An 18809-nucleotide genomic window follows, 5' to 3' on the forward strand; every position below is an offset into this window, starting at 1 on the left:
GCGGACATCGCTTGAATTGCTGGCGAAAGTGACTTGGATGCGAGATACTTTGGTTTTGTTCCCGAAATCTCAAGCGGATCCAAAATGAAGCACGAATCTGCATTGAATCAGCGTCACCAGATCATCGCGATGTTGTCCCTGGCGCTGTTGAATGGCTCGTTCTGTACCGCAAGTGATGAGATCAACTTTAATCGGGACATTCGTCCCATTCTCTCTGACCGCTGCTTCGCCTGTCATGGACTGGACAGACTGGCCAGAAAAGCCGATCTGCGACTGGACCAGCGAGACGCAGCCATGGCCGCCGGCGCAATAGTGCCGGGAGAACCTGACCAGAGTCCCTTGGTGGAACGAATCTTCTCGCATGACGACGACACGATCATGCCACCGCCCAAGTTCAACAAACCACTCACTCTGGACGAGAAAAATCTACTCCGGCGATGGATCGAGGAAGGGGCAGTTTATCAGCCACACTGGTCTTTCATTCCCCTTCCCGAACAGATCTCGATCCCTCCCATCGGGGTGACATCGGACTGGGTCAAGTCCCCCATTGACGCATTCGTACTGGATCGGCTGACGAAAGAAGGAGTCGCGCATGCCAGCGAAGCGACTCGCGAGACGTGGCTGCGGCGCGTCAGTTTTGATCTGACCGGTCTGCCCCCCTCACCCGCTGAACTTAATCTGTTTCTCGCCGATTGTTCTCCCCAAGCCTACGAGAAGGTTGTCGATCGATTGCTGGGATCGCTGCAATTCGGTGAGCGTATGGCGAATGAATGGCTCGACGTCGCCCGTTATGCAGACACGTTCGGTTACCAGAGTGATCGCGACACACACTTATGGCCCTGGCGCGACTGGGTGATTCGCGCGTTCAATGACAATCTGCCCTACGATCAATTCATCACATGGCAAACTGCGGGGGACCTGCTTCCCGATGCCACTCCCGACCAGCGGCTGGCGACAGCGTTCAATCGTTTGCATCGTCAGACGAATGAAGGGGGGAGCGTGGAAGAAGAGTTCCGTCAGTCCTACATCGCCGATCGCGTCGTGACCAATGGAACTGCATTTCTGGGCCTGACCTTTGAATGTGCCCGTTGCCACGATCACAAGTACGACCCAATTTCTCAGGCCGATTTTTACAGTCTGGCCGCATTCTTCGCCAATATTGACGAACACGGACTGTATTCGCACTTCACCGAAACGGCTCCCACACCCACGATTCCGCTCTACAACGAGGATCAAAAGTCCAGGCACATCGCGCTGAAGGAAAAAATCCGACAACGGGAAGAAGGACTCAAACAGATCCGCACGGAAGCGAGCAGCCGGTTCGCAGATCATCCCCTCTCAAAACTCACGACCACCGACGTAACCACGCTCGCAAAGTTCGTCGGTCAATCCACGGACGCAGCACCGCAACCGGCGAACCCCAACGAGCCGCAGCGACAGACGGGGCCTGTCGCGAAGTTGCATCTCTCCTTCGACAGCGCGACGCCGAACGGCGACAACACCCTGGTTGAGGGGGTTTCCGGTCAAGCAATCAAGTTTGGCGGTGACGACGCGTTTCCTGGAACCGGTTCCGGAGAATATGGTCGAACGTCCCCGTTCAGCATTTCAGTCTGGATCAAGCCAGCGGAGCTGAAGCCGCGAGTTATTCTGCTGCACCAGTGTCTGGCGGCAGAAGACGCTGCATTTCGTGGGTACTCCATGGTACTTGACAACGTAAAACTGCAGTTCTCGCTGATCCATTTCTGGCCCGGAAACGCCATCCAGGTCGAGTCTGAAGAGGCGGTTCGAGCGGGCGAATGGACCCATATCGCCGTGACGTACGACGGCGGCAGTCACGCTGAAGGTGTGCACATTTACCTCAACGGACAACCCGCTCGACTGAGCGTCGTCCGTGACAAGTTGACGCGTGATATCCGGTACCGAAAGGAATCGGGTGATTACGTCGCTCAACCCATCGAACTCTCATTAGGAGCACGGATGCGCGATGTCGGTTTTCGGGGCGGCGCGATCGACGAACTTTTCGTGTTTGATCAGGAACTGTCTGCACTGGAAGTTCTGGGTCTCAGCCGGCAGGTCACACCGCCGGGCCAAGCTCCCCTTCCCGAAACGTCAACGCTGGCCGAAGAGGCCCGGTTTGAGCACTATCTGCTGCGGTTCGATGAACCTTACAGGCAAGCCTTAAGTGAGTTGACTCGGCTTCGCCGCGAAGAGAACGAACTAGCCTCGAACGTGGTCCAGATCATGGCGATGGTCGAACTACCCCAGCCACGAGAGACGCGCATCCTCAAACGGGGCGCCTACGACGCACCGGGCGACATTGTCACTGCCGACGTTCCATCGAGCATTCTGCCCTTCCCCGAAGAGGCCCCTCGCAATCGACTCGGACTGGCGAGATGGATGACCAGTCCGCAGCATCCGTTGACAAGTCGCGTCGCGGTCAATCGCTTGTGGAGTCTCTTTTTTGGACGGGGACTGACGGTGACCGTCGAGGACTTCGGTGGCCAGGGACAGTCCCCCTCGCACCCCGAACTGCTCGACTGGCTGGCCCGCGACTTTGTCGAGCATGGATGGAATGTGAAGCGATTCTGCAAACAGGTTGTGCTCTCCGCCACGTATCGGCAGTCCTCTCAGCCGGGCGATTCGAAACTGCTTATCGACGATCCTGACAACAAACTCCTCGCCCGCGGCCCCCGGTATCGACTTTCGGCCGAGCAATTGCGTGACAACGCATTGGCTGTCAGTGGGCTGCTGGTGACCGAGATCGGGGGCCCCAGCGTCATGCCTTACCAGCCAGCCGGTTTGTGGGAAGAAGCAGGCACGGGCAAACACTATGTTCAGTCGCACGGCCCGGGACTCTACCGCCGCAGCTTGTACACATTCTGGCGACGGACCTCCCCACCCCCCAACATGCTGGCGTTCGATGCCACGGGACGTGAAGTCTGTACGGCGAGGCGCGAACGAACTGCCACGCCGCTACAGGCTTTAGTATTGCTCAACGATCCGCAGTTCGTGGAAGCCGCTCGCGTACTTTCAGAGATATTGACTCGCGACGAGACCGACAGCGTTGAGTCGCGACTGCGGAAAGCGTTCCGTCAGGTTCTCTCGCGCCAGCCGTCACCCGATGAGCTGCAGATTCTGACCCGTCTCTATCGGGATCAGCAGGGGTACTTCGCCTCCGCGCCGGAAGCCGCACGAGAATTTCTCAGCGTGGGTGAAACACCGCGAAACGAACACCTCAATCCCACGGAGGTTGCGGCATTGGCTGTCGTCGTGGAAACCCTTCTGAACTTTGACGAATGCGTCACCAAACGCTGAATGGAATTGAATGCCTGCACATCGAATTCAATTGAAAGGACCTTGGGAAGTTTTCCCTCCGCAGGTCAATGAACTCCACTCGGACGCCGAACAAAAGCCAGAGACGCACACAATGCCAAAGGAGTGGCGAGAGCTTTTCGGCGACCAGGGCGGAACAGCTCGATTCCAGAGAAAATTCCACCGGCCCTCCAATCTTGAGCCGCATGAGCGTATCTTCCTCGCGTTTTCAGGCATTCGAGGAGAGACAAGAATCCGCCTGAATCAACGTCAGCTCGGCGAATTCGACGCTCAGGGAGGGTCGATCGAAGTCGAGGTCACGTCAAACATGAACTCGTTCAATACGCTGGAAGTCGAGATTGATTTTGATCCCGGCCAATCCCCAGGACTGCCCGGGGGATTGTTCGGGGTCGTCGCGTTGGAAATCCGCTGGGACGATCTTCAGAGAAATTAAGCAGCACCCGCGACGACGCCGGACAGCAAACCCGTCGCACAGAATCATCAAGAGGAATTCACGTGGTTACAGAAGTTGTCATTGTTGCCGGAAAACGAACTCCCATCGGACGCTTTCTTGGCGGGCTGGCGGATTTGTCTGCCGTTGAGCTGGCCTGCGCGGCGAGCGAGGCCGCCCTTCAGAATATCAATCGTCAACTGATTGATCAGGTCATTGTCGGGAATGTCCTCGCTGCGGGACTCGGCATGAACCTGGCGCGTCAGGTCGGCGTGAAACTTGGTTTGCCGCTGGAAGTTCCCGCATACACGGTCAATATGATGTGTGCCTCGGGTCTGCAGGCTGTCCTGCTGGCCGCCCAGGCAATTCGCGCGGGCGACAGTCATGCTGTTCTGTGTGGCGGGACGGAATCCATGTCGAACGCCCCCTACCTGCTGCCAAAGGCCAGGAAAGGCTACAAGATGGGCGACGGCACTCTCGTCGACTCATTGCTGCAGGATGGACTGGTCGACAGCTTTGACCACAAGCACATGGGTGTTTCCGTCGAGTTACTTGCGCAGGATTATCAGATCACAAGAGGTGATCAGGATGCGTTCGCGCTACGCAGCCAGAAGCAATATGCCGCCGCAGCCGCCGCGAATGCCTTTGCTGACGAAGTGATTCCCGTCGGTAAGGTAACGCAAGACGAACACCCCCGTGCGGACACGGTGCTCGACAAACTGGCAAGTCTGAAACCGGCATTCAATCCGTCCGGGACAATCACTGCAGGGAATGCTTCCGGGATCAACGACGGCGCCGCCATGCTTGTCGTCGCTAATGGCGAGTTCGCCCGAAAGCACAATTGGCCCATTCTGGCACGACTCTCTGGCGGTGCGGTGCAGGGTTGTGACCCGGTGCGGATGGGGCTGGGGCCGGTACACGCGATCAGAAAGCTCTGCTCGCGGCATGACTGGACCGTTGATCGTTTCGCTCGCATCGAAATCAACGAAGCCTTTGCTGCTCAGGCACTCGCCTGCCAGCGCGAACTGAAGGTCGATCTTGAGAAGGTCAACTCCTTTGGCGGAGCGATTGCAGTCGGCCACCCGATCGGTGCCTCCGGTGCACGGCTCGCGGTCCATCTTGCTCAGCAGATCGCAGCGGGTCACACGAAATCGGGACTTGCCAGCTTGTGCGTCGGCGGCGGAATGGGAATCGCCGCTGCGTTCGAGTCGCTGTAATTCACGAGCCTGAGCGAACCGCATGATTTTGAACGAGGCCGGAGGAATCGAATTGGTCCCTCCGGTTTTGTTTTTGTTCGCACGCCGTGGTCCTTTTACATTGCCGAGATTGTCAATCCGCCATCCCCGGTGTCATTACAGATTGGACACGAATTCGGTAGCATTCTTCATCAGTGACCTCTTATCCGTTCCGGGTGCTCTGACAAGGGTGAGCTTATGACCAAATCACGACGCGATTTTCTGGGTCAATCAGTCGGGTCGGTCGCTGCCGCGTCGCTCTATGCCGCAGCAGGAGTTGCTGCGGACTCATCAGATCGTCAAGAAGAGCCCCTGCCTGTTGCGATCATCGGGCCCGGCGGAATGGGGATGGCGCACGTCAACCAACTGGTCGGGAATTCGTCCGTTCGACTCGCTTATGTCTGTGACGTCGACACAGACCGTGCTGCTAAAGCGGCAGAGACGATTATGCAGAAGACCGGGCATGCCCCTCAGGTCGTCTCTGACATGCGACGAGTCCTCGATGATCGTGCCATCAAAGCGGTGTGGATTGCCACTCCGGACCATTGGCACGCGCCAGCAGCAATTCTCGCCGCGAATGCGGGAAAGCATGTGTACGTTGAGAAACCCTGCTCACACAATCTGCGTGAGGGGAGGCTGATGATCGAGGCGGCCCGTAAGAACAATGTGGTGATGCAGGTCGGCACGCAGAGCCGCAGCACGCCCTTCATTGCCGCCGCACTCGAAAAAATGAATTCCGGAATCATTGGAGAAATTCTCGTCGCCAAGGCGTGGAACAGCCAGCTTCGCGGCAGCATTGGACGACAAAAGCCTTCACAACCACCCAGGAATCTCGACTACGATCTCTGGCTGGGGCCGGTCCCCGAACGGCCCTACCAATCCAACTTCCTGCCCGGAATCTGGCGCTGGTGGTACGACTTTGGCTGCGGAGATATTGGAAATGACGGAGTTCACGACATCGATATTGCCCGGTGGGGCCTGGGCGTCACGACTCATCCGAGTCGCATCGCCGCTCTGGGGGGAAAATGCTTCTTCGATGACGACCAGCAGCATGCAGATACCCAGTACGTCGCATTCGAGTATCCCGGGGCATCGCGATCGGGCAGACCCCAACAGCTAGTCTACGAACAGCGAATCTGGTCCCCTTGCGTGCAGGAGGGATTCGAAAATGGAAATGCATTCTTCGGAACATCCGGCATGATGATCATGGGCAAGTCCGGCAGGTTCCGGCTGACGGGTCCGAAGAACAAGCTCATTGAAGAGTCATCCGGCGCGGGCCCGGATCTCGCCGCACACCATCAGAACTTCCTCGATTGCATCCGCACCGGGAAACGCCCGAACGCCGATATCGAGATCAATCACCTGTCCACATCGCTGTGCCACCTGGCCAACATTGCCACACGCACGGGCCGCGTTCTGAACTTCGACCCCGCCACCGAGACGATTCGAGACGATGCGGAAGCCTCACAGCTCTTGTCACGGGAATATCGCGAACATTGGGCGAAGCCCGCGGCGTCGCTTTGAAAGTGATGAACAGCGACGGACGGTGATCAACCCGAATGTCAGAGTTCCAGAATCAGCTCGCCGGGCCAGGAGGTTCCGATCCTCTGCGCGGTCTCCCCGGTTCCGCACGTCCATCACTCGAGGCTTTCCGAGCGATCTCTCGCAGGCGCTCTCCCCTCGGCGGCGCAGCAGTTGCACCCTCACCGCACGTGTGCTGCGAGAGTAGTTCCGTCACCAATACCAGAGACATGGTTAATGACCGCCACCTGAAACAAGCCTTCTGATACTGGTGATTGAAATGCACTAGGGATACGTCGCAAGCCCTGCCGTGGCGTCTATGGCGTAGGGCTGGAGGGGAACGTCTGCAATAGTGAATCTGGTAACGCGATCTTCCAGAGAGGGTTAGGCGCCCTTTCGCCGGAGTCGTCTACGGATCAATTGTGTGAATGAGCTGATTAGAGTTGATCTCAGGTTGGTAACCGCTCAGTCGAATTGAATGAACAACAACCATATTGGCATGTTTTGGCTCCGGTGAATAAGTCCCCGACATTCCCCTGTAGCAGCAGGGGCCATCTGCAGCATTGCGGAGCTGTCCCCCAAAGTCCGCCTCTGCGTTTCCGCGTCCATAGATGAACTTCGGAGCCGCATGATCCATCGTCGTCACACGCGCTGATCCGTGCGTGCGGCACCTCGCTTCCTTAGTCTTCCTCAGGAGATCTCTTAAAATGCAGGCTGTAGTATTTCACGGTGTGGGAGATGTTCGCCTTGAAACCGTCGGCGAACCCAAAATCAAAGAACCAACGGACGTCATTGTCAGACTTGTCGCGAGCGCCATCTGCGGCACTGACCTGCACATGATCCGTGGAACAATGCCGGGCATGGTACCAGGCACAATCCTGGGCCACGAAGGGGTTGGCATCATCGAAGAAGTCGGCAGCGACGTGGTCGACATGCAGGTCGGCGACCGTGTCGTCATCCCATCCACGATTGCCTGTGGACACTGCTCATACTGTGAGACGGGGTATCATTCTCAATGCGATAATGCGAATCCGCATGGAAAGCAGGCGGGAACGGCCTTTTTCGGTGGCCCCGCCACCACCGGCCCCTTCGATGGACTGCAGGCCGAGTTCGCGCGCGTGCCGCTTGCGGACGCGGGACTGGTGAAACTGCCGGAGAATGTCAGTGACGATCAGGCGATCCTGATCTCGGACATCTTTCCGACAGGCTACTTTGCTGCGGACATCGCCGAGATCAAACCGGGGGACAGTGTTGCCGTCTATGGGTGCGGCCCGGTGGGCCTCTTCAGCATTGCCAGCGCAAAACTCATGCGGGCCGGTAAGATCTTCGCGATCGATTCTCTGCCCGACCGACTTGCAGCGGCCGAAAAACTCGGTGCGATCCCCATCAATTTTAATGAGGCCGATCCCGTCAATTCGATTCTCTCGCAAACAAACGGCATTGGAGCACTGCGAGTGATTGACGCGGTAGGCGTCGATGCCGTCGCTCCGGAAGAAGGACTGATCGCCTCGTGGCTCCCTTCCTCGGAACGAACCCGACATCGGGAGCAAGTCGCTGAAGTCGCTCCGCGCCAGAGGCCAGACGGCGACAACTGGATCCCCGGTAATGCCCCGTCCCAGGTACTGGACTGGGCCGTGAAATCGATCGCCAAGGCTGGAACCCTCTCCATCGTCGGGGTCTACCCTCAGACAGCGCAGTTCTTCAACATCGGTATTGCGATGAACAAAAACATCACGATCCAGATGGGAAACTGTCCTCACCGTAAGTACCTGCCGAAACTTGTCGAAATGGTCAGCTCTCAACGACTCGATCCACTTACCGTCCTTCCCGCACGACATGAACCGCTGACCAACGTCCTGCAAGCCTACAAGGAATTTGACAAGCGAAACGCAGGCTGGATCAAAGTCGAACTCAGCCTTCCTGTCACCGCTTAGGGAAGTGGCGGGCAGAACTGCTCGAAGTGCATATTCTTGCCCACAGGAGAGGACTGCAGACTCGCATAGACTCAGCACTGCGGGGGAAGTACTTTCTCGGTACCTCGTTTTTCCTGCAGCAGGAACCGAGAAAGTGCCCCGCACTGAACTGATAACTGGGATGCGAGTGATGATCTTTCTCAAACGTGTCTACGACGAACCATCCAGTCAGGATGGAACACGCATTCTCGTTGAGCGACTTTGGCCGAGAGGGGTGAGCAAGGAGAAGGGGGCAATCGATCTGTGGCTTAAAGAAATTGCTCCCACCACGGAACTTCGCAAATGGTTTGGGCACGACCCGGCGAAGTGGGACGAATTCCGTCAACGCTACTGGGCGGAACTGAGACAAAACCAGACGCCGCTGGAGACCCTGCGAGCGAAGTCTGAGGAGGGTGCGGTCACCCTGGTGTATTCGTCTCATGACCAGGAGCACAACAGCGCGATCGCGTTGAGAGACTTCCTCGAGAAACACCGATAGACACCTGACTGGATGTTGATCGTAGCGCGACGATCATCCATGGTCGTTCGGACCGATCAAGCGTTTGCTGGGATCGGGGTTCGCATTTTTCTCGACTCGCTTTGTCAGCGTGGATTTCCAGCTTGTCGCCAGCGGAGCCAGCGCGGCAAGCTCAGCCGCTGCTCGCAGATCATCTTTTTCAAAGTGCATGATTCGGTTGGACCGTTCGATCGTCCAGTCCGGATACGGCCGGTCCTGGAGATGAAATCCCAATCCAGGGGTAATCATCCCTTCCGTCAAAACTCGAAAGTACCAGCCGGTACGGCCCGATTCTTGAACCTGCAGCGCCAGTGTCTTGATCCGCCAGCGTCGGGCCAGTTTCCAACAGGGCTGCCGGGGTTGAGAAACCTGAAGTCGAACGTCACCCAGTTGCCAGATGTCTCCCACACAAACGGTTGTCTCATTCAATCCCGCGATCGTGAAATTTTCTCCGAATGCGCCGAAGGGAAGATTCGGCTTCTGGAGGACCTGCCGCCATTGCGCATAGTGATCTGCGGAATAGGCCAGAACAGCCTTGTCGGGCCCCCCGTGGTGTTCGAGATCCGCCTGACCGTCTCCCTCCACGTTCGTGCTGCCAACTCGAACCGGACCGGGAACCGGGGACTTTTGAAATCCGCTTGTCCACGGTCGGTCCATGGGATCAGTGGCACCCTCGAGCCCCATTTTCCGAGGTAACCCGACCTGGATCGATTGCAGCACGGGCCTTGTCATGCCTTAAGTCCCTGAACACGCTTGGACGGCATTTGTCACACAGTACCCGTGTCACCACGAGCGACCCTGCACCATAGTGTATCAAGGTCGGTGAACCCGAGGAGTGAAAGTTGGTGCCTCCAGTCCGATCCCGTCGAGAGGTACACTATACCAAATAAGTAATACTCAGCTTCGTGAACAGAGAGAACCTCAATCGGTCGACTCCTTCACTTGGGACCATAGAGTGTCAACAGAAACGACGCGGGTTCAAGACACTCCACGGAATGGGGTTCTCCGGCGGCGACACAAAGCATCTGCCCCGCCGAGAGCTGCTGAACTTTTCCCATTGCGGTGAAGGCGATCACCCCTTCAAGACACTGTAGGGTGATGTCTCGCGGAGCCTTGTGCTCTGCCAGCACCTTACCCGCCGCCATGACCAGACGAATGATTTCAATATTGTCTGACTTGAATAACGTCCGTGTCTGAGAAGCTGCCAGCTCTTTCCCGAGAGGTTGTACGTTAATGACTTCGCCCGGGTGTGCATGAGATATCGCCATCATCGATCTCCTTATTCAAAGCAATTGCATCGGGCTCATTGATCGCTGCTCAGACATTGATTCAGCTTTGCCAGGACGACTGAGGCATCGAGCCCTTCCTGCTGACACGCGTATCTGAGCGACTTTCCGCCGCAGGAAGAATCAATGCCCAGTTTCTGAAACACAGTCAGTGTTTCGGGATGCTCAATAATCCAGTCTGGCACGGAAGTATCGAGATCACAGGATGTCATGGAGTTTCCGCCTTCCGGAATGAATGGCCTGTCTTCAATCCTGCGACGAACCAGACAAGAGCCAGGGCGCCGAGGAAAAAGACCGTATCACCGGGAACACGCAGCCAGCGAAGCCACTGCATGAGTTCGGTTTGCATGAATTCGGCGCTACGTGAATACCAGTACCCGTGTTCGACAGAGGCCCAGGTCTGCATCAGCCCCACGGGCAACAGACTCAGCAGACACATTGCTGCGAGCCCAACGTTGAGCGACCAGAAAGAGAAGCGAAGCCACCCGTCATTCCATTCGCGCCCCGGAATCAACGCTCGAAGACAGACCAGCATCAGTCCGATCCCAAGCATGCCATAGACACCGAACAGAGCGGCATGTCCATGCAGCGGCGTGGTATTCAGCCCCTGCATATAATAAAGGGCAATCGGCGGGTTGATCATGAATCCAAACAAGCCCGCACCGATCATGTTCCAGAAGGCAACCGCCACGAAGAAGTAGATCGGCCATTTGTACTGTCCCACCCATTTCGTCAGCCGTGACCGACGCAGGTCTTCCATGGCATCAAACCCCAGCAGTGTGAGGGGTACGACCTCCAGGGCACTGAACACGGATCCCCAGGCGAGCGCCACCGTAGGGGTTCCGGAAAAGTACAGATGGTGACAAGTTCCGATAATGCCCCCCGAAAGAAAAATCGTTGCCGACAATAAGGCTGAGGCAGCAGCGATGCCGGGTCGAACCAGGCCGAGGCGCATAAAGAAAAAGGCGATCACGGTCGTGGCGAAGACCTCAAAAAAGCCTTCCACCCAGAGGTGCACGACCCACCACCGCCAGTACTCGACCATCGACAGGTGCGAATGCTGCCCCCAAGTGAGCCCCGCGCCGTAAAATAAAGCGATCGCGCCGCTGGCTACTGCCAGCAACGTTACCAGTTGTTTCTGCTCGCCTGTTCGCCGCAATGCCGGAAGCAGCACTCGAATCATCAGGACCAGCCACAGCAGCAGACCTGCGAATAGTGCGATTTGCCAGACGCGCCCCAGATCGACGTACTCATATCCCTGGTGACCAAAGTAGAACGACACGGTGTCCGAGAGTTTATTGTGAACGCTCAGTAGTTCACCCGTCAGCGACCCCACCACGACCAGCAATAGCGCTGCGAACAGAATGTTCACGCCCAATCGCTGTCCCGGTGGTTCGTGTTCGCTGACCAGAGGTCCGATGAACAATCCCGCCGCCAGCCAGGCTGTGGCAATCCAGAATAAGCCCATCTGAATATGCCACGTTCGAGTCACGCTATACGGCAGCCACTCCGACAGGGGAATCCCGTAGAAACCATCCCCCTCCACCCCATAGTGGGCCGTGACAACCCCCAGCAGCATCTGCACGAGAATCAGAGCCGAGACGACCCAGAAGTACTTGATCGTCGCCTGCTGTGAGGGGGTGGCGACCCATTGACCGAGGGGGTCCGCTTCAGGCAATGGCGTCACTTCCTCTTCGTGCTTTTTGGCCGCGTGCCACCAGACCATGGCCGAAATCCCCGCCAGCAGCATGATGATGCTCACGCCAGTCCAGACAACCGTATCGCCGGTTGGACGATTGCCGACCAGTGGTTCATAGGGCCAGTTGTTTGTGAACGTCACGTCCTGATCCGGACGATTCGTACTGGCTCCCCACGATGTCCAGAAGAAGAATGCCGCGAGTTTCCGCAGGCGATCCGGGCTGCTCACCGCTCCCGCGGGGATGGCGTAGTCGGCTCGACCATTGATGAACACGTCCGAGTAATGCGCAAGATTCGATTCAAACGCCTCCGCTCGAACAGGATCAATGAGGATGGTCTGGGTCGACGGATCGTAGGTGTTCGTCCGAATGATCTTCGCGAGCCGTCCTTGAAGTTGAGCCTGTTTTTCACTGTCGAGGTCGGCAAACGGGGCTCCAAAGTCCGCAGTGGCCCAGCGGTCAAGAATGAATACCGCCTCGCGATGGAGCCAGTCCGCAGTCCAGTCGGGTGCCACATAACTTCCGTGCCCCCAGACCGAACCGACTTCCATCCCGCCCAGTGACTGCCAGACACCCTGCCCCGCCTGAATTTCACCTTCGTCGATCAGCGGCCGGCCCTCTGTCGTGGTGACTTTGGACGGAATCGGGGGCATCTCCTGGTAAATGCGAGTCCCGATCCAGCCGAGCACGAGAAAGGAGAGAACCATGACAAGGATAAATGCGGTCCACAATCGCTTCATGAAAAGCCCCTGCTGGAGGTCTATTGTCGGTGACTGAGCTCATTCGACTGACTTATGAACGAGTGGGCAATCGTGGGAGGTTCCATTCCCACGGCAGCGTTTCACAATCTTGCTGAGTGAACGTTTCATCTGCTGAAGTGACTGGATCTTCTCCTCGATGTCGCAAACTTTCGCTTCGGCCCGCTGGCGTATCTGCTCGCAGCAGGAAGGGTTGACGAACGACAGGTCGAGCAACTCGCGTATCTGGGCCAGCGTGAACCCCAGGTCCTTCGCGCGCCTGATGTACTTCAGCCGCTCTACAGTTCTCTCATAGTAAAGTCGGTAGCCGGACGGACGGCGTTCGGGTTCCTGCAGCAGACCTTGCCGTTCATAGAACCGAATCGTGTCGATCCCTGTATCCGAGAGTCTGGCGATCTCGCCAATTTTCATCGCTTTCATCGACAGCCCCTTCGTAGACCCCCGGGCGGACCTCAATTGAGGTCGAGATCTTACACTCTCGAGTATACTCCAAAGTCAAGGCACAAATCAGGGAAGCAAATTCGAAAGACGCCCGCTGCCGCGAACTGTACGATACGTGAACTCAATATCCCATTCCCGCTCACGACTCAGACCATAAATAGCTTCCGCCCCTGCCCTGCTCAAACAGGGAGGGTCGAGTCACTCGATCACCAGATGCGTCGTATCTTTTGGAAGTATTCATGGCCTACGATGAAATTCTTGCGAGTCGTATCCGGAACATGCTTGCTCGTAAAAAGGGGATCGAACCGAAAAAAATGTTCGGCTGCCTGTGCTTCCTGCTGAACGGCAACCTGCTCACCGGCGTTCGAAAGGATTGTCTGATTGCACGGCTTGGTAGAGAGGAGTCAGAACTGGCACTTCGGGAGCCGTTTGTTCGTCCTTTCGATATCACTGGCAAGAGAATGCGGAACTGGGTCCTGGTCGAACCGCCGGCGGTCGAAGACGACGATCAATTGAAGGGGTGGATTGATCGAGCGACATCCGTTGTGAAGAGACTGCCGAAGAAATAGTCGCGTTCCGGCGAATCCCCAGGGGAGACGAACAACGCCATTCGCAAGGACAAAGAGAGGCGGGCTGGTTTTTTGCCGACGAACGTTTCCCGTAAACGACGGTTGATGTATTATGCGGTGATACAACTGATGTCCTGCGATTGGAGAAGTTGCTGATGTTGACATTGACGGGCCCCCGAATCTCGCGTTTTTGTGACAAAGTCACGCGCCGCTCCTTCCTCCAGGTCGGCGGTCTCTTCATGGGGGGATTGACACTTCCCCGCCTGTTACAAGCGGAACATTCTTCGAGCGGCAATCAGCCTTCGACCTCCCGTCAACGCAGTGCGATCATGATCTATATGCCGGGGGGCCCGCCCCACCAGGACATGTATGACCTGAAGCCGGATGCCCCTGCGGAAGTTCGGGGAGAGTTTGATCCGATTGCGACCTCGGTCCCGGGGATCGAAATTTGCGAACTGATGCCCCGACTGGCTCAGCGGATGGACAAGTTTGCGATCATCCGGTCACTTGTCGGGTCCGATGGTGCCCACGCCTCAAACCTGTGCGTTACCGGGGCCCCCTACGGAAACAAAATTCCCGGAGGAGCACCCCACTTTGGTTCGATGATCTCGGCCCTGCAGGGACAGACACATCGAGCGGTTCCTGCCGTCGCAGATCTCTCGGACATGATGCAGCATCTCCCTTATAACGTGGGAGGACCGGGTTTCCTGGGATCAGTCCACCAGCCCTTCCGGCCTGATGGCGACACGCGTGCCAACATGGTGCTCAACGAAAGTCTGGCACCACGGATGGATGATCGCCGGATGCTGCTAACGTCGTTCGATCGCTTCCGCCACGAGGCAGATGCGCACCGCCATATCGGCGGCATGGAAACCCATGTCGATCAGGCACTCGACGTCCTGACTTCCAGTCGTGTGATGCAGGCACTGGACCTGGACCGGGAAGACCCCAAGGTCCGCGAACGATACGGCGCAGATGATCTTCAGATTCTGCCCTACTCTAACCTGGGGTACCGGGCGCTCGTGTCGCGATTCCTGATGGCCCGACGACTGGTCGAAGCGGGTGTCCGCTGCGTGACCGTCTCGTTCGCCGATTTTGACTGGCACGGTTCCAACTTTGCATTCGGAAGGAAGGTCTTCCCTGTCTTCGACCAGGCAATTACGGCTCTCGTCGACGACCTGCACGAGCGAGGGATGGCCGATGACGTCAGTGTCGTCGCATGGGGTGAATTTGGACGAACACCTCGCATCAATGCAACCGCTGGCCGCGACCACTGGCCGCAGGTCAGTTGTGCACTGCTGGCTGGCGGGGGGATGAAAACGGGGCAAGTGATCGGATCAACGAACCGGCTCGCTGAGTCGGCTCAATCGCGCCCTGTCCATTACTGCGAAGTTCTCGCGACGCTCTATCACAATCTGGGGGTGGATGTCGAAACCGCCACTGTACGCGATCCGGGGGGACGACCACGCTACCTGATCGACGGCCATCGCCCGATTCCAGAACTGGTGGGATAGTTTCACGGGAAGCGAGAAATCGTTCCCTCTAAGCAGAGCGCTTCGTACGAACTCTGATTCACGAGGCTCCCGATGTTTTTTGAGAGCTTCAGTACTCATCGCCCGTAGCAGAACAGTCTCCTCACAGAACTGTGACCAATGCAACAGTCGAACCTGGCGATCATCGTCACTCTGGCCTTCAGCATTGTCGGAGTCTGTGGGGACTACTTTCTGAAACTGGCGAGCCAGCAGAAGGATTCCCTCCGATCCCCCTGGTTTTACGTCGGTTTCGTTTTGTACGCATCCACCGCCTTTGGGTGGTTGTTCGTGATGAAGCACCTCAAGCTCGCGACCGTCAGCATGGTCTACTCTGTCTCAATGGTTCTCCTGCTGACCACGATGGGAGTCGTCTTCTTTCAGGAAAGTCTCAGTTCACTTGAGATCGTCGGCTTGGTAATGGCCGTCGGCGCGCTCCTTCTCTTAACGCGTTTTTCCTGACGAATCGTTCGTGCTGCAGGGCCCTCCAGAAGCGTGATAAATCAACCGGGCCGGTCGCGACTCGACTGCAGCGATTGACTCGACAGCAGCGACTCAGAGTCGAGACTTCTCTCAAGTTCCATCCGGCTGTTCTTCAGGCTCTGCCGTGACAGCATGTTCAGTGGGAACAATGTGATGACCTCTCAACTGGGCATACACCTGCGTGAACTCCGCACCGAAAAACAGGATCTGCGACGAGTAATATGTCCACAACAGAAACACAGCCAGCGATCCGGCCGCCCCATACGCCGACGAGACTGCCGCTTTCGCGAGGTACAATCCAATCAAGTACCGGCCGAATGTGAAGAGCAACGACGTCACAATGGCACCGATCCAGACATCCTGCCATTTCACGTGCGCATCCGGCAGGAACTTGAAAATGAACATGAACAGTATCGGGATCACGACAGAAGAGCTGACGTAATCGACAATCTGCGGCGACAACACGGGCACATCGATCCAGTGACTGATGGTCGACAGCAGGGTGCTGAGGCAAAGGGAAACTAGCAGCAGAAAGCCGATTGACAGGACCATGGCAAACGAAAGGGCCCGGTCTTTCACCAGTCCCCAAACTCCCAGGCCGGGTTTCACTTTCACTCCCCAGATCGTATTCATCGAATCTTTGAGCTCGACGAAGACTCCTGTCGCTCCAAATAGCAGCGCGACGACCCCGAGGATCGAAGAGACCAGGCCAACATGCTTTTCTTTACTCGCCGCAGTGATCATGGCCTGGATCCCCTCGGCACTGTCTTCACCGACGAGTCCATCCAACTGCTGTTTGAGCTGTCCCTGGACGGCATCGGCTCCGAAAAACAGACTGGCAATACCGATTGAGATCACCAGCAACGGTGCAACGGAAAAGGTTGAGTAGAACGCCAGGGCCGCTCCGAGACGGGCACCACGGTCGTTGACAAATTCGGACATGGAGCCGGATACGAGTCGCCAGAGGAAGTGAAACATGGTCGTTCGGTCTCCTGCCGTAATTCCTCGCGGTAACACTTTCTGAAACGACTCGTCAGTGAATGCGGCCAAGTCCATCGTCGGTGACAGCAAACGGAGCCAGACTCGATGTTGAGGATGCGGTAATCACGGTAACTGGACTGCTGCAGGTCTGAGACAGTGAAATTCACCTCTGCCGACGGCTTTTATGAAATCACGGGACCCCGCAATCGACTGCAGGATCCCGTGAAATCGGCTTCAGCGATACCGGAACTCTCAGTGTTCCCGGCCAAAAACATTCAGCAGGGCAGTATGTGCTTTTGTGGCGTCCTTGGGAGCCACGACCGCACTGATTCGAATCTCACTGGTGTTGACCATCTGAATGTTCACAGCCGCGGAAGCCAGCGCGCGGAACATCTTCTCGCCGACGCCAGTATGACTTCGCAGTCCAATCCCCATGACTGAAAGCATGGCGATTTCTTTCTCGAAGCTGACGTTGGTCCCCGGCCATCGCTCGACCAGTTCACGCAGTAATAGCAGACAGCGTTCCAGATCCGTTCGCGGGACGGTGAACGAGATATCGGCCTGATGACCGTGTCCGATATTCTGCACAATCAGGTCGACCATCACGCCACCTTCGGCGACCGCCGCGAAAATTTCGGCAGCCACTCCAGGCTGATCCGCAATATTGCGAACCGTGATCCGGGACTGGTTTGTGTCGAGTTGAACCTCACTGACAACGATGTCTTCCATGCTGGCCAGTCGGGAAACGACGTCTCGTTCGAGTTCATCACGCGAAACGTGCGACTTGGGTTTTCCGATCTGTGCAAAGCCGATTGCAGGCGGGGTCGAGATTTCCTGATCCAGTTGGAACCCTTCGTGAACGGACTTCAGTGCCTGTTCACGCTGGTCGCGGTTGACCAGGACCGAGATCTTGATTTCACTGGTCGTGATCATCTGGATGTTGACGCCCGAATCCGAAAGCGATTTGAACATCTGAGCTGCGACGCCGGTGTGGGTTCGCATTCCCGCACCGACAACCGAGACTTTCGCGACGTTTGTGCCGTGATGGACTTCCCCGAATCCCAAGGCCCGTACAGCCTGTTCGGCCGCGGTGAGTGCTTCGGCCAGATCGTCCTGCGGAACGGTGAAGGTGACCTCGGCGATCCCTTCTTCGGCGATGTCCTGGATCACCATGTCGATCGGAATCCGACGTTCGGCCATCTTGGTAAACAGAGTTGCCAGCACCCCAGGGCGGTCGGGGAGCTGACGCAGATTCACGATCGCCTCGCTCTTGACGAGAGCCACGCCGGTCACCATTGGAACGGTGCCTTCTTGAGGCGGTGCGATGAGTGTTCCTTCGCCGTCCGTGTAGGCAGGCCGCACCTGCAGGAGGACACGGTATTTCTTGGCAAACTCGATGGAACGCGAGTGCATCTTTCCGCCGCCGAGACTGGTCAGTTCCAGCATCTCGTCGTATGAAATCCGGGGAAGCTTGCGAGCATCCTTAATCATCCGCGGGTCGGTCGTGAAGATCCCTTCGACATCGGTATAGATTTCACAAACATCCGCTTCCAGCACCGCCGCCAGCGCCGTCGCGGTGGTATCACTTCCGCCCCGTCCCAGGGTCGTGATGTTGAAGTCGTCATCGATCCCCTGAAAGCCAGCGGCGACGACGATCTTCCCTTCGGCAAGGGCTTTCCGCATGCGGTCTGTTTTGATTTCGCGAATTCGTGCCTTCGTATAGGTCGAATCGGTGAGGATACCGATCTGGTAACCGGTCAGGCTGATGGCCGGTTCACCCAAGGCCTGAACCGCCATAGCGACCAGGGCGACAGATTCCTGCTCACCGGTCGCCAGCAGCATGTCCATTTCCCGTGGAGGCGGAACTTCACTGACTTGGCGGGCGAGGTCGATCAGTTCGTCCGTTTTGTCTCCACGAGCACTAATGACCATCACAACCTGGTTGCCGGCTCGTTTCGCGTCTACAGCCCGCTTGGCTGCGGACATGATTCTTTGAGCATCCGCGACACTGGAGCCACCGAATTTTTGTACGATCAACGCCACGTGAATCTTCCGAAAAAAGTATCCGATTACGACT

Annotated in this window: 16 protein-coding genes; 9 read left to right on the forward strand and 7 right to left on the reverse strand. The window is 57.0% G+C overall.

Annotated elements, in window-relative coordinates; all coding sequences use genetic code 11:
* Positions 1–84: 84 nt before the first annotated feature.
* The 6 genes from ACGY09_RS02275 to ACGY09_RS02300 all read left to right on the forward strand — a co-directional run bounded on the left by ACGY09_RS02275 (position 85) and on the right by ACGY09_RS02300 (position 8970).
* A complete protein-coding gene (locus tag ACGY09_RS02275; RefSeq protein WP_397570313.1) occupies positions 85–3315 on the forward strand; it encodes a DUF1553 domain-containing protein in 3231 nt (1076 codons plus the stop codon).
* Positions 3316–3325: 10 nt separating this feature from the next.
* Entirely contained in the window at positions 3326–3766 is a 441-nt protein-coding gene (locus ACGY09_RS02280; RefSeq protein WP_397570314.1) for a hypothetical protein, read from the forward strand.
* 62 nt (positions 3767–3828) lie between these two features.
* Positions 3829–4980, forward strand: coding sequence for an acetyl-CoA C-acyltransferase (locus ACGY09_RS02285; RefSeq protein WP_397570315.1), 1152 nt, complete (start codon positions 3829–3831; stop codon positions 4978–4980).
* 216 nt (positions 4981–5196) lie between these two features.
* A complete protein-coding gene (locus tag ACGY09_RS02290; RefSeq protein WP_397570316.1) occupies positions 5197–6522 on the forward strand; it encodes a Gfo/Idh/MocA family protein in 1326 nt (441 codons plus the stop codon).
* 704 nt (positions 6523–7226) lie between these two features.
* Positions 7227–8453, forward strand: coding sequence for a zinc-dependent alcohol dehydrogenase (locus ACGY09_RS02295; RefSeq protein WP_397570317.1), 1227 nt, complete (start codon positions 7227–7229; stop codon positions 8451–8453).
* A gap of 169 nt (positions 8454–8622) precedes the next feature.
* Entirely contained in the window at positions 8623–8970 is a 348-nt protein-coding gene (locus tag ACGY09_RS02300) for a DUF488 domain-containing protein (RefSeq protein ID WP_397570318.1), read from the forward strand.
* A gap of 33 nt (positions 8971–9003) precedes the next feature.
* Here the strand turns inward: ACGY09_RS02300 and ACGY09_RS02305 are convergent, their stop codons facing one another.
* From ACGY09_RS02305 to ACGY09_RS02325, 5 genes are all read right to left on the reverse strand, one after another.
* Positions 9004–9720 carry an MOSC domain-containing protein gene (locus tag ACGY09_RS02305; protein ID WP_397570319.1) on the reverse strand — a complete coding sequence of 239 codons (717 nt, stop codon included), beginning with the start codon at positions 9718–9720 and terminating at the stop codon, positions 9004–9006.
* A 206-nt stretch (positions 9721–9926) separates the two neighbouring features.
* Complete coding sequence (locus ACGY09_RS02310; RefSeq protein ID WP_397570320.1) at positions 9927–10259, reverse strand: cupin domain-containing protein; 333 nt, start codon at positions 10257–10259, stop codon at positions 9927–9929.
* A gap of 32 nt (positions 10260–10291) precedes the next feature.
* A complete protein-coding gene (locus ACGY09_RS02315) occupies positions 10292–10486 on the reverse strand; it encodes a DUF542 domain-containing protein (RefSeq protein ID WP_397570321.1) in 195 nt (64 codons plus the stop codon).
* Complete coding sequence (locus tag ACGY09_RS02320; RefSeq protein ID WP_397570322.1) at positions 10483–12711, reverse strand: nitric-oxide reductase large subunit; 2229 nt, start codon at positions 12709–12711, stop codon at positions 10483–10485. The genes ACGY09_RS02315 and ACGY09_RS02320 overlap by 4 nt, the downstream gene beginning before the upstream one ends.
* 39 nt (positions 12712–12750) lie before the next feature.
* Positions 12751–13149 (reverse strand): heavy metal-responsive transcriptional regulator, encoded by a 399-nt coding sequence (locus tag ACGY09_RS02325; RefSeq protein ID WP_397570323.1) that lies wholly within the window; start codon positions 13147–13149, stop codon positions 12751–12753.
* 260 nt (positions 13150–13409) lie between these two features.
* Between ACGY09_RS02325 and ACGY09_RS02330 the strand changes: the two genes are divergently transcribed.
* The 3 genes from ACGY09_RS02330 (at position 13410) to ACGY09_RS02340 (ending at position 15730) form a co-directional block, all read left to right on the forward strand.
* The gene (locus ACGY09_RS02330; RefSeq protein WP_397570324.1) at positions 13410–13739 is read left to right on the forward strand and encodes a TfoX/Sxy family protein; all 330 of its coding nucleotides are present in this window, start codon (positions 13410–13412) and stop codon (positions 13737–13739) included.
* 155 nt (positions 13740–13894) lie between these two features.
* Complete coding sequence (locus ACGY09_RS02335; RefSeq protein ID WP_373651694.1) at positions 13895–15253, forward strand: DUF1501 domain-containing protein; 1359 nt, start codon at positions 13895–13897, stop codon at positions 15251–15253.
* Between the two features lie 138 nt (positions 15254–15391).
* Positions 15392–15730 (forward strand): transporter, encoded by a 339-nt coding sequence (locus ACGY09_RS02340; protein WP_397570325.1) that lies wholly within the window; start codon positions 15392–15394, stop codon positions 15728–15730.
* A gap of 111 nt (positions 15731–15841) precedes the next feature.
* On the opposite strand, the gene ACGY09_RS02345 is transcribed toward ACGY09_RS02340, so the two are convergent.
* Both ACGY09_RS02345 and ACGY09_RS02350 read right to left on the reverse strand, forming a co-directional pair.
* Positions 15842–16729: a YihY/virulence factor BrkB family protein gene (locus ACGY09_RS02345; RefSeq protein ID WP_397570326.1), complete on the reverse strand. Its 888-nt coding sequence runs from the start codon at positions 16727–16729 to the stop codon at positions 15842–15844.
* A gap of 255 nt (positions 16730–16984) precedes the next feature.
* The gene (locus tag ACGY09_RS02350; protein WP_397570327.1) at positions 16985–18775 is read right to left on the reverse strand and encodes an aspartate kinase; all 1791 of its coding nucleotides are present in this window, start codon (positions 18773–18775) and stop codon (positions 16985–16987) included.
* Positions 18776–18809 lie beyond the last annotated feature (34 nt).

It is taken from the genome of Schlesneria sphaerica, assembly GCF_044336245.1.
GTDB lineage: Bacteria > Planctomycetota > Planctomycetia > Planctomycetales > Planctomycetaceae > Schlesneria > Schlesneria sphaerica.

What these genes read in the sequence shown, in the direction of transcription:
- ACGY09_RS02310 (WP_397570320.1), bottom strand. Translation starts at nt 10,259, where the DNA reads ATGATGGCGATATCTCATGCACACCCGGGCGAAGTCATTAACGTACAA.
- ACGY09_RS02305 (WP_397570319.1), bottom strand. Translation starts at nt 9,720, where the DNA reads ATGACAAGGCCCGTGCTGCAATCGATCCAGGTCGGGTTACCTCGGAAA.
- ACGY09_RS02335 (WP_373651694.1), top strand. Translation starts at nt 13,895, where the DNA reads ATGTTGACATTGACGGGCCCCCGAATCTCGCGTTTTTGTGACAAAGTC.
- ACGY09_RS02280 (WP_397570314.1), top strand. Translation starts at nt 3,326, where the DNA reads ATGCCTGCACATCGAATTCAATTGAAAGGACCTTGGGAAGTTTTCCCT.
- ACGY09_RS02345 (WP_397570326.1), bottom strand. Translation starts at nt 16,729, where the DNA reads ATGTTTCACTTCCTCTGGCGACTCGTATCCGGCTCCATGTCCGAATTT.
- ACGY09_RS02330 (WP_397570324.1), top strand. Translation starts at nt 13,410, where the DNA reads ATGGCCTACGATGAAATTCTTGCGAGTCGTATCCGGAACATGCTTGCT.
- ACGY09_RS02295 (WP_397570317.1), top strand. Translation starts at nt 7,227, where the DNA reads ATGCAGGCTGTAGTATTTCACGGTGTGGGAGATGTTCGCCTTGAAACC.
- ACGY09_RS02300 (WP_397570318.1), top strand. Translation starts at nt 8,623, where the DNA reads ATGATCTTTCTCAAACGTGTCTACGACGAACCATCCAGTCAGGATGGA.
- ACGY09_RS02320 (WP_397570322.1), bottom strand. Translation starts at nt 12,711, where the DNA reads ATGAAGCGATTGTGGACCGCATTTATCCTTGTCATGGTTCTCTCCTTT.
- ACGY09_RS02315 (WP_397570321.1), bottom strand. Translation starts at nt 10,486, where the DNA reads ATGACATCCTGTGATCTCGATACTTCCGTGCCAGACTGGATTATTGAG.
- ACGY09_RS02325 (WP_397570323.1), bottom strand. Translation starts at nt 13,149, where the DNA reads ATGAAAGCGATGAAAATTGGCGAGATCGCCAGACTCTCGGATACAGGG.
- ACGY09_RS02340 (WP_397570325.1), top strand. Translation starts at nt 15,392, where the DNA reads ATGCAACAGTCGAACCTGGCGATCATCGTCACTCTGGCCTTCAGCATT.
- ACGY09_RS02290 (WP_397570316.1), top strand. Translation starts at nt 5,197, where the DNA reads ATGACCAAATCACGACGCGATTTTCTGGGTCAATCAGTCGGGTCGGTC.
- ACGY09_RS02275 (WP_397570313.1), top strand. Translation starts at nt 85, where the DNA reads ATGAAGCACGAATCTGCATTGAATCAGCGTCACCAGATCATCGCGATG.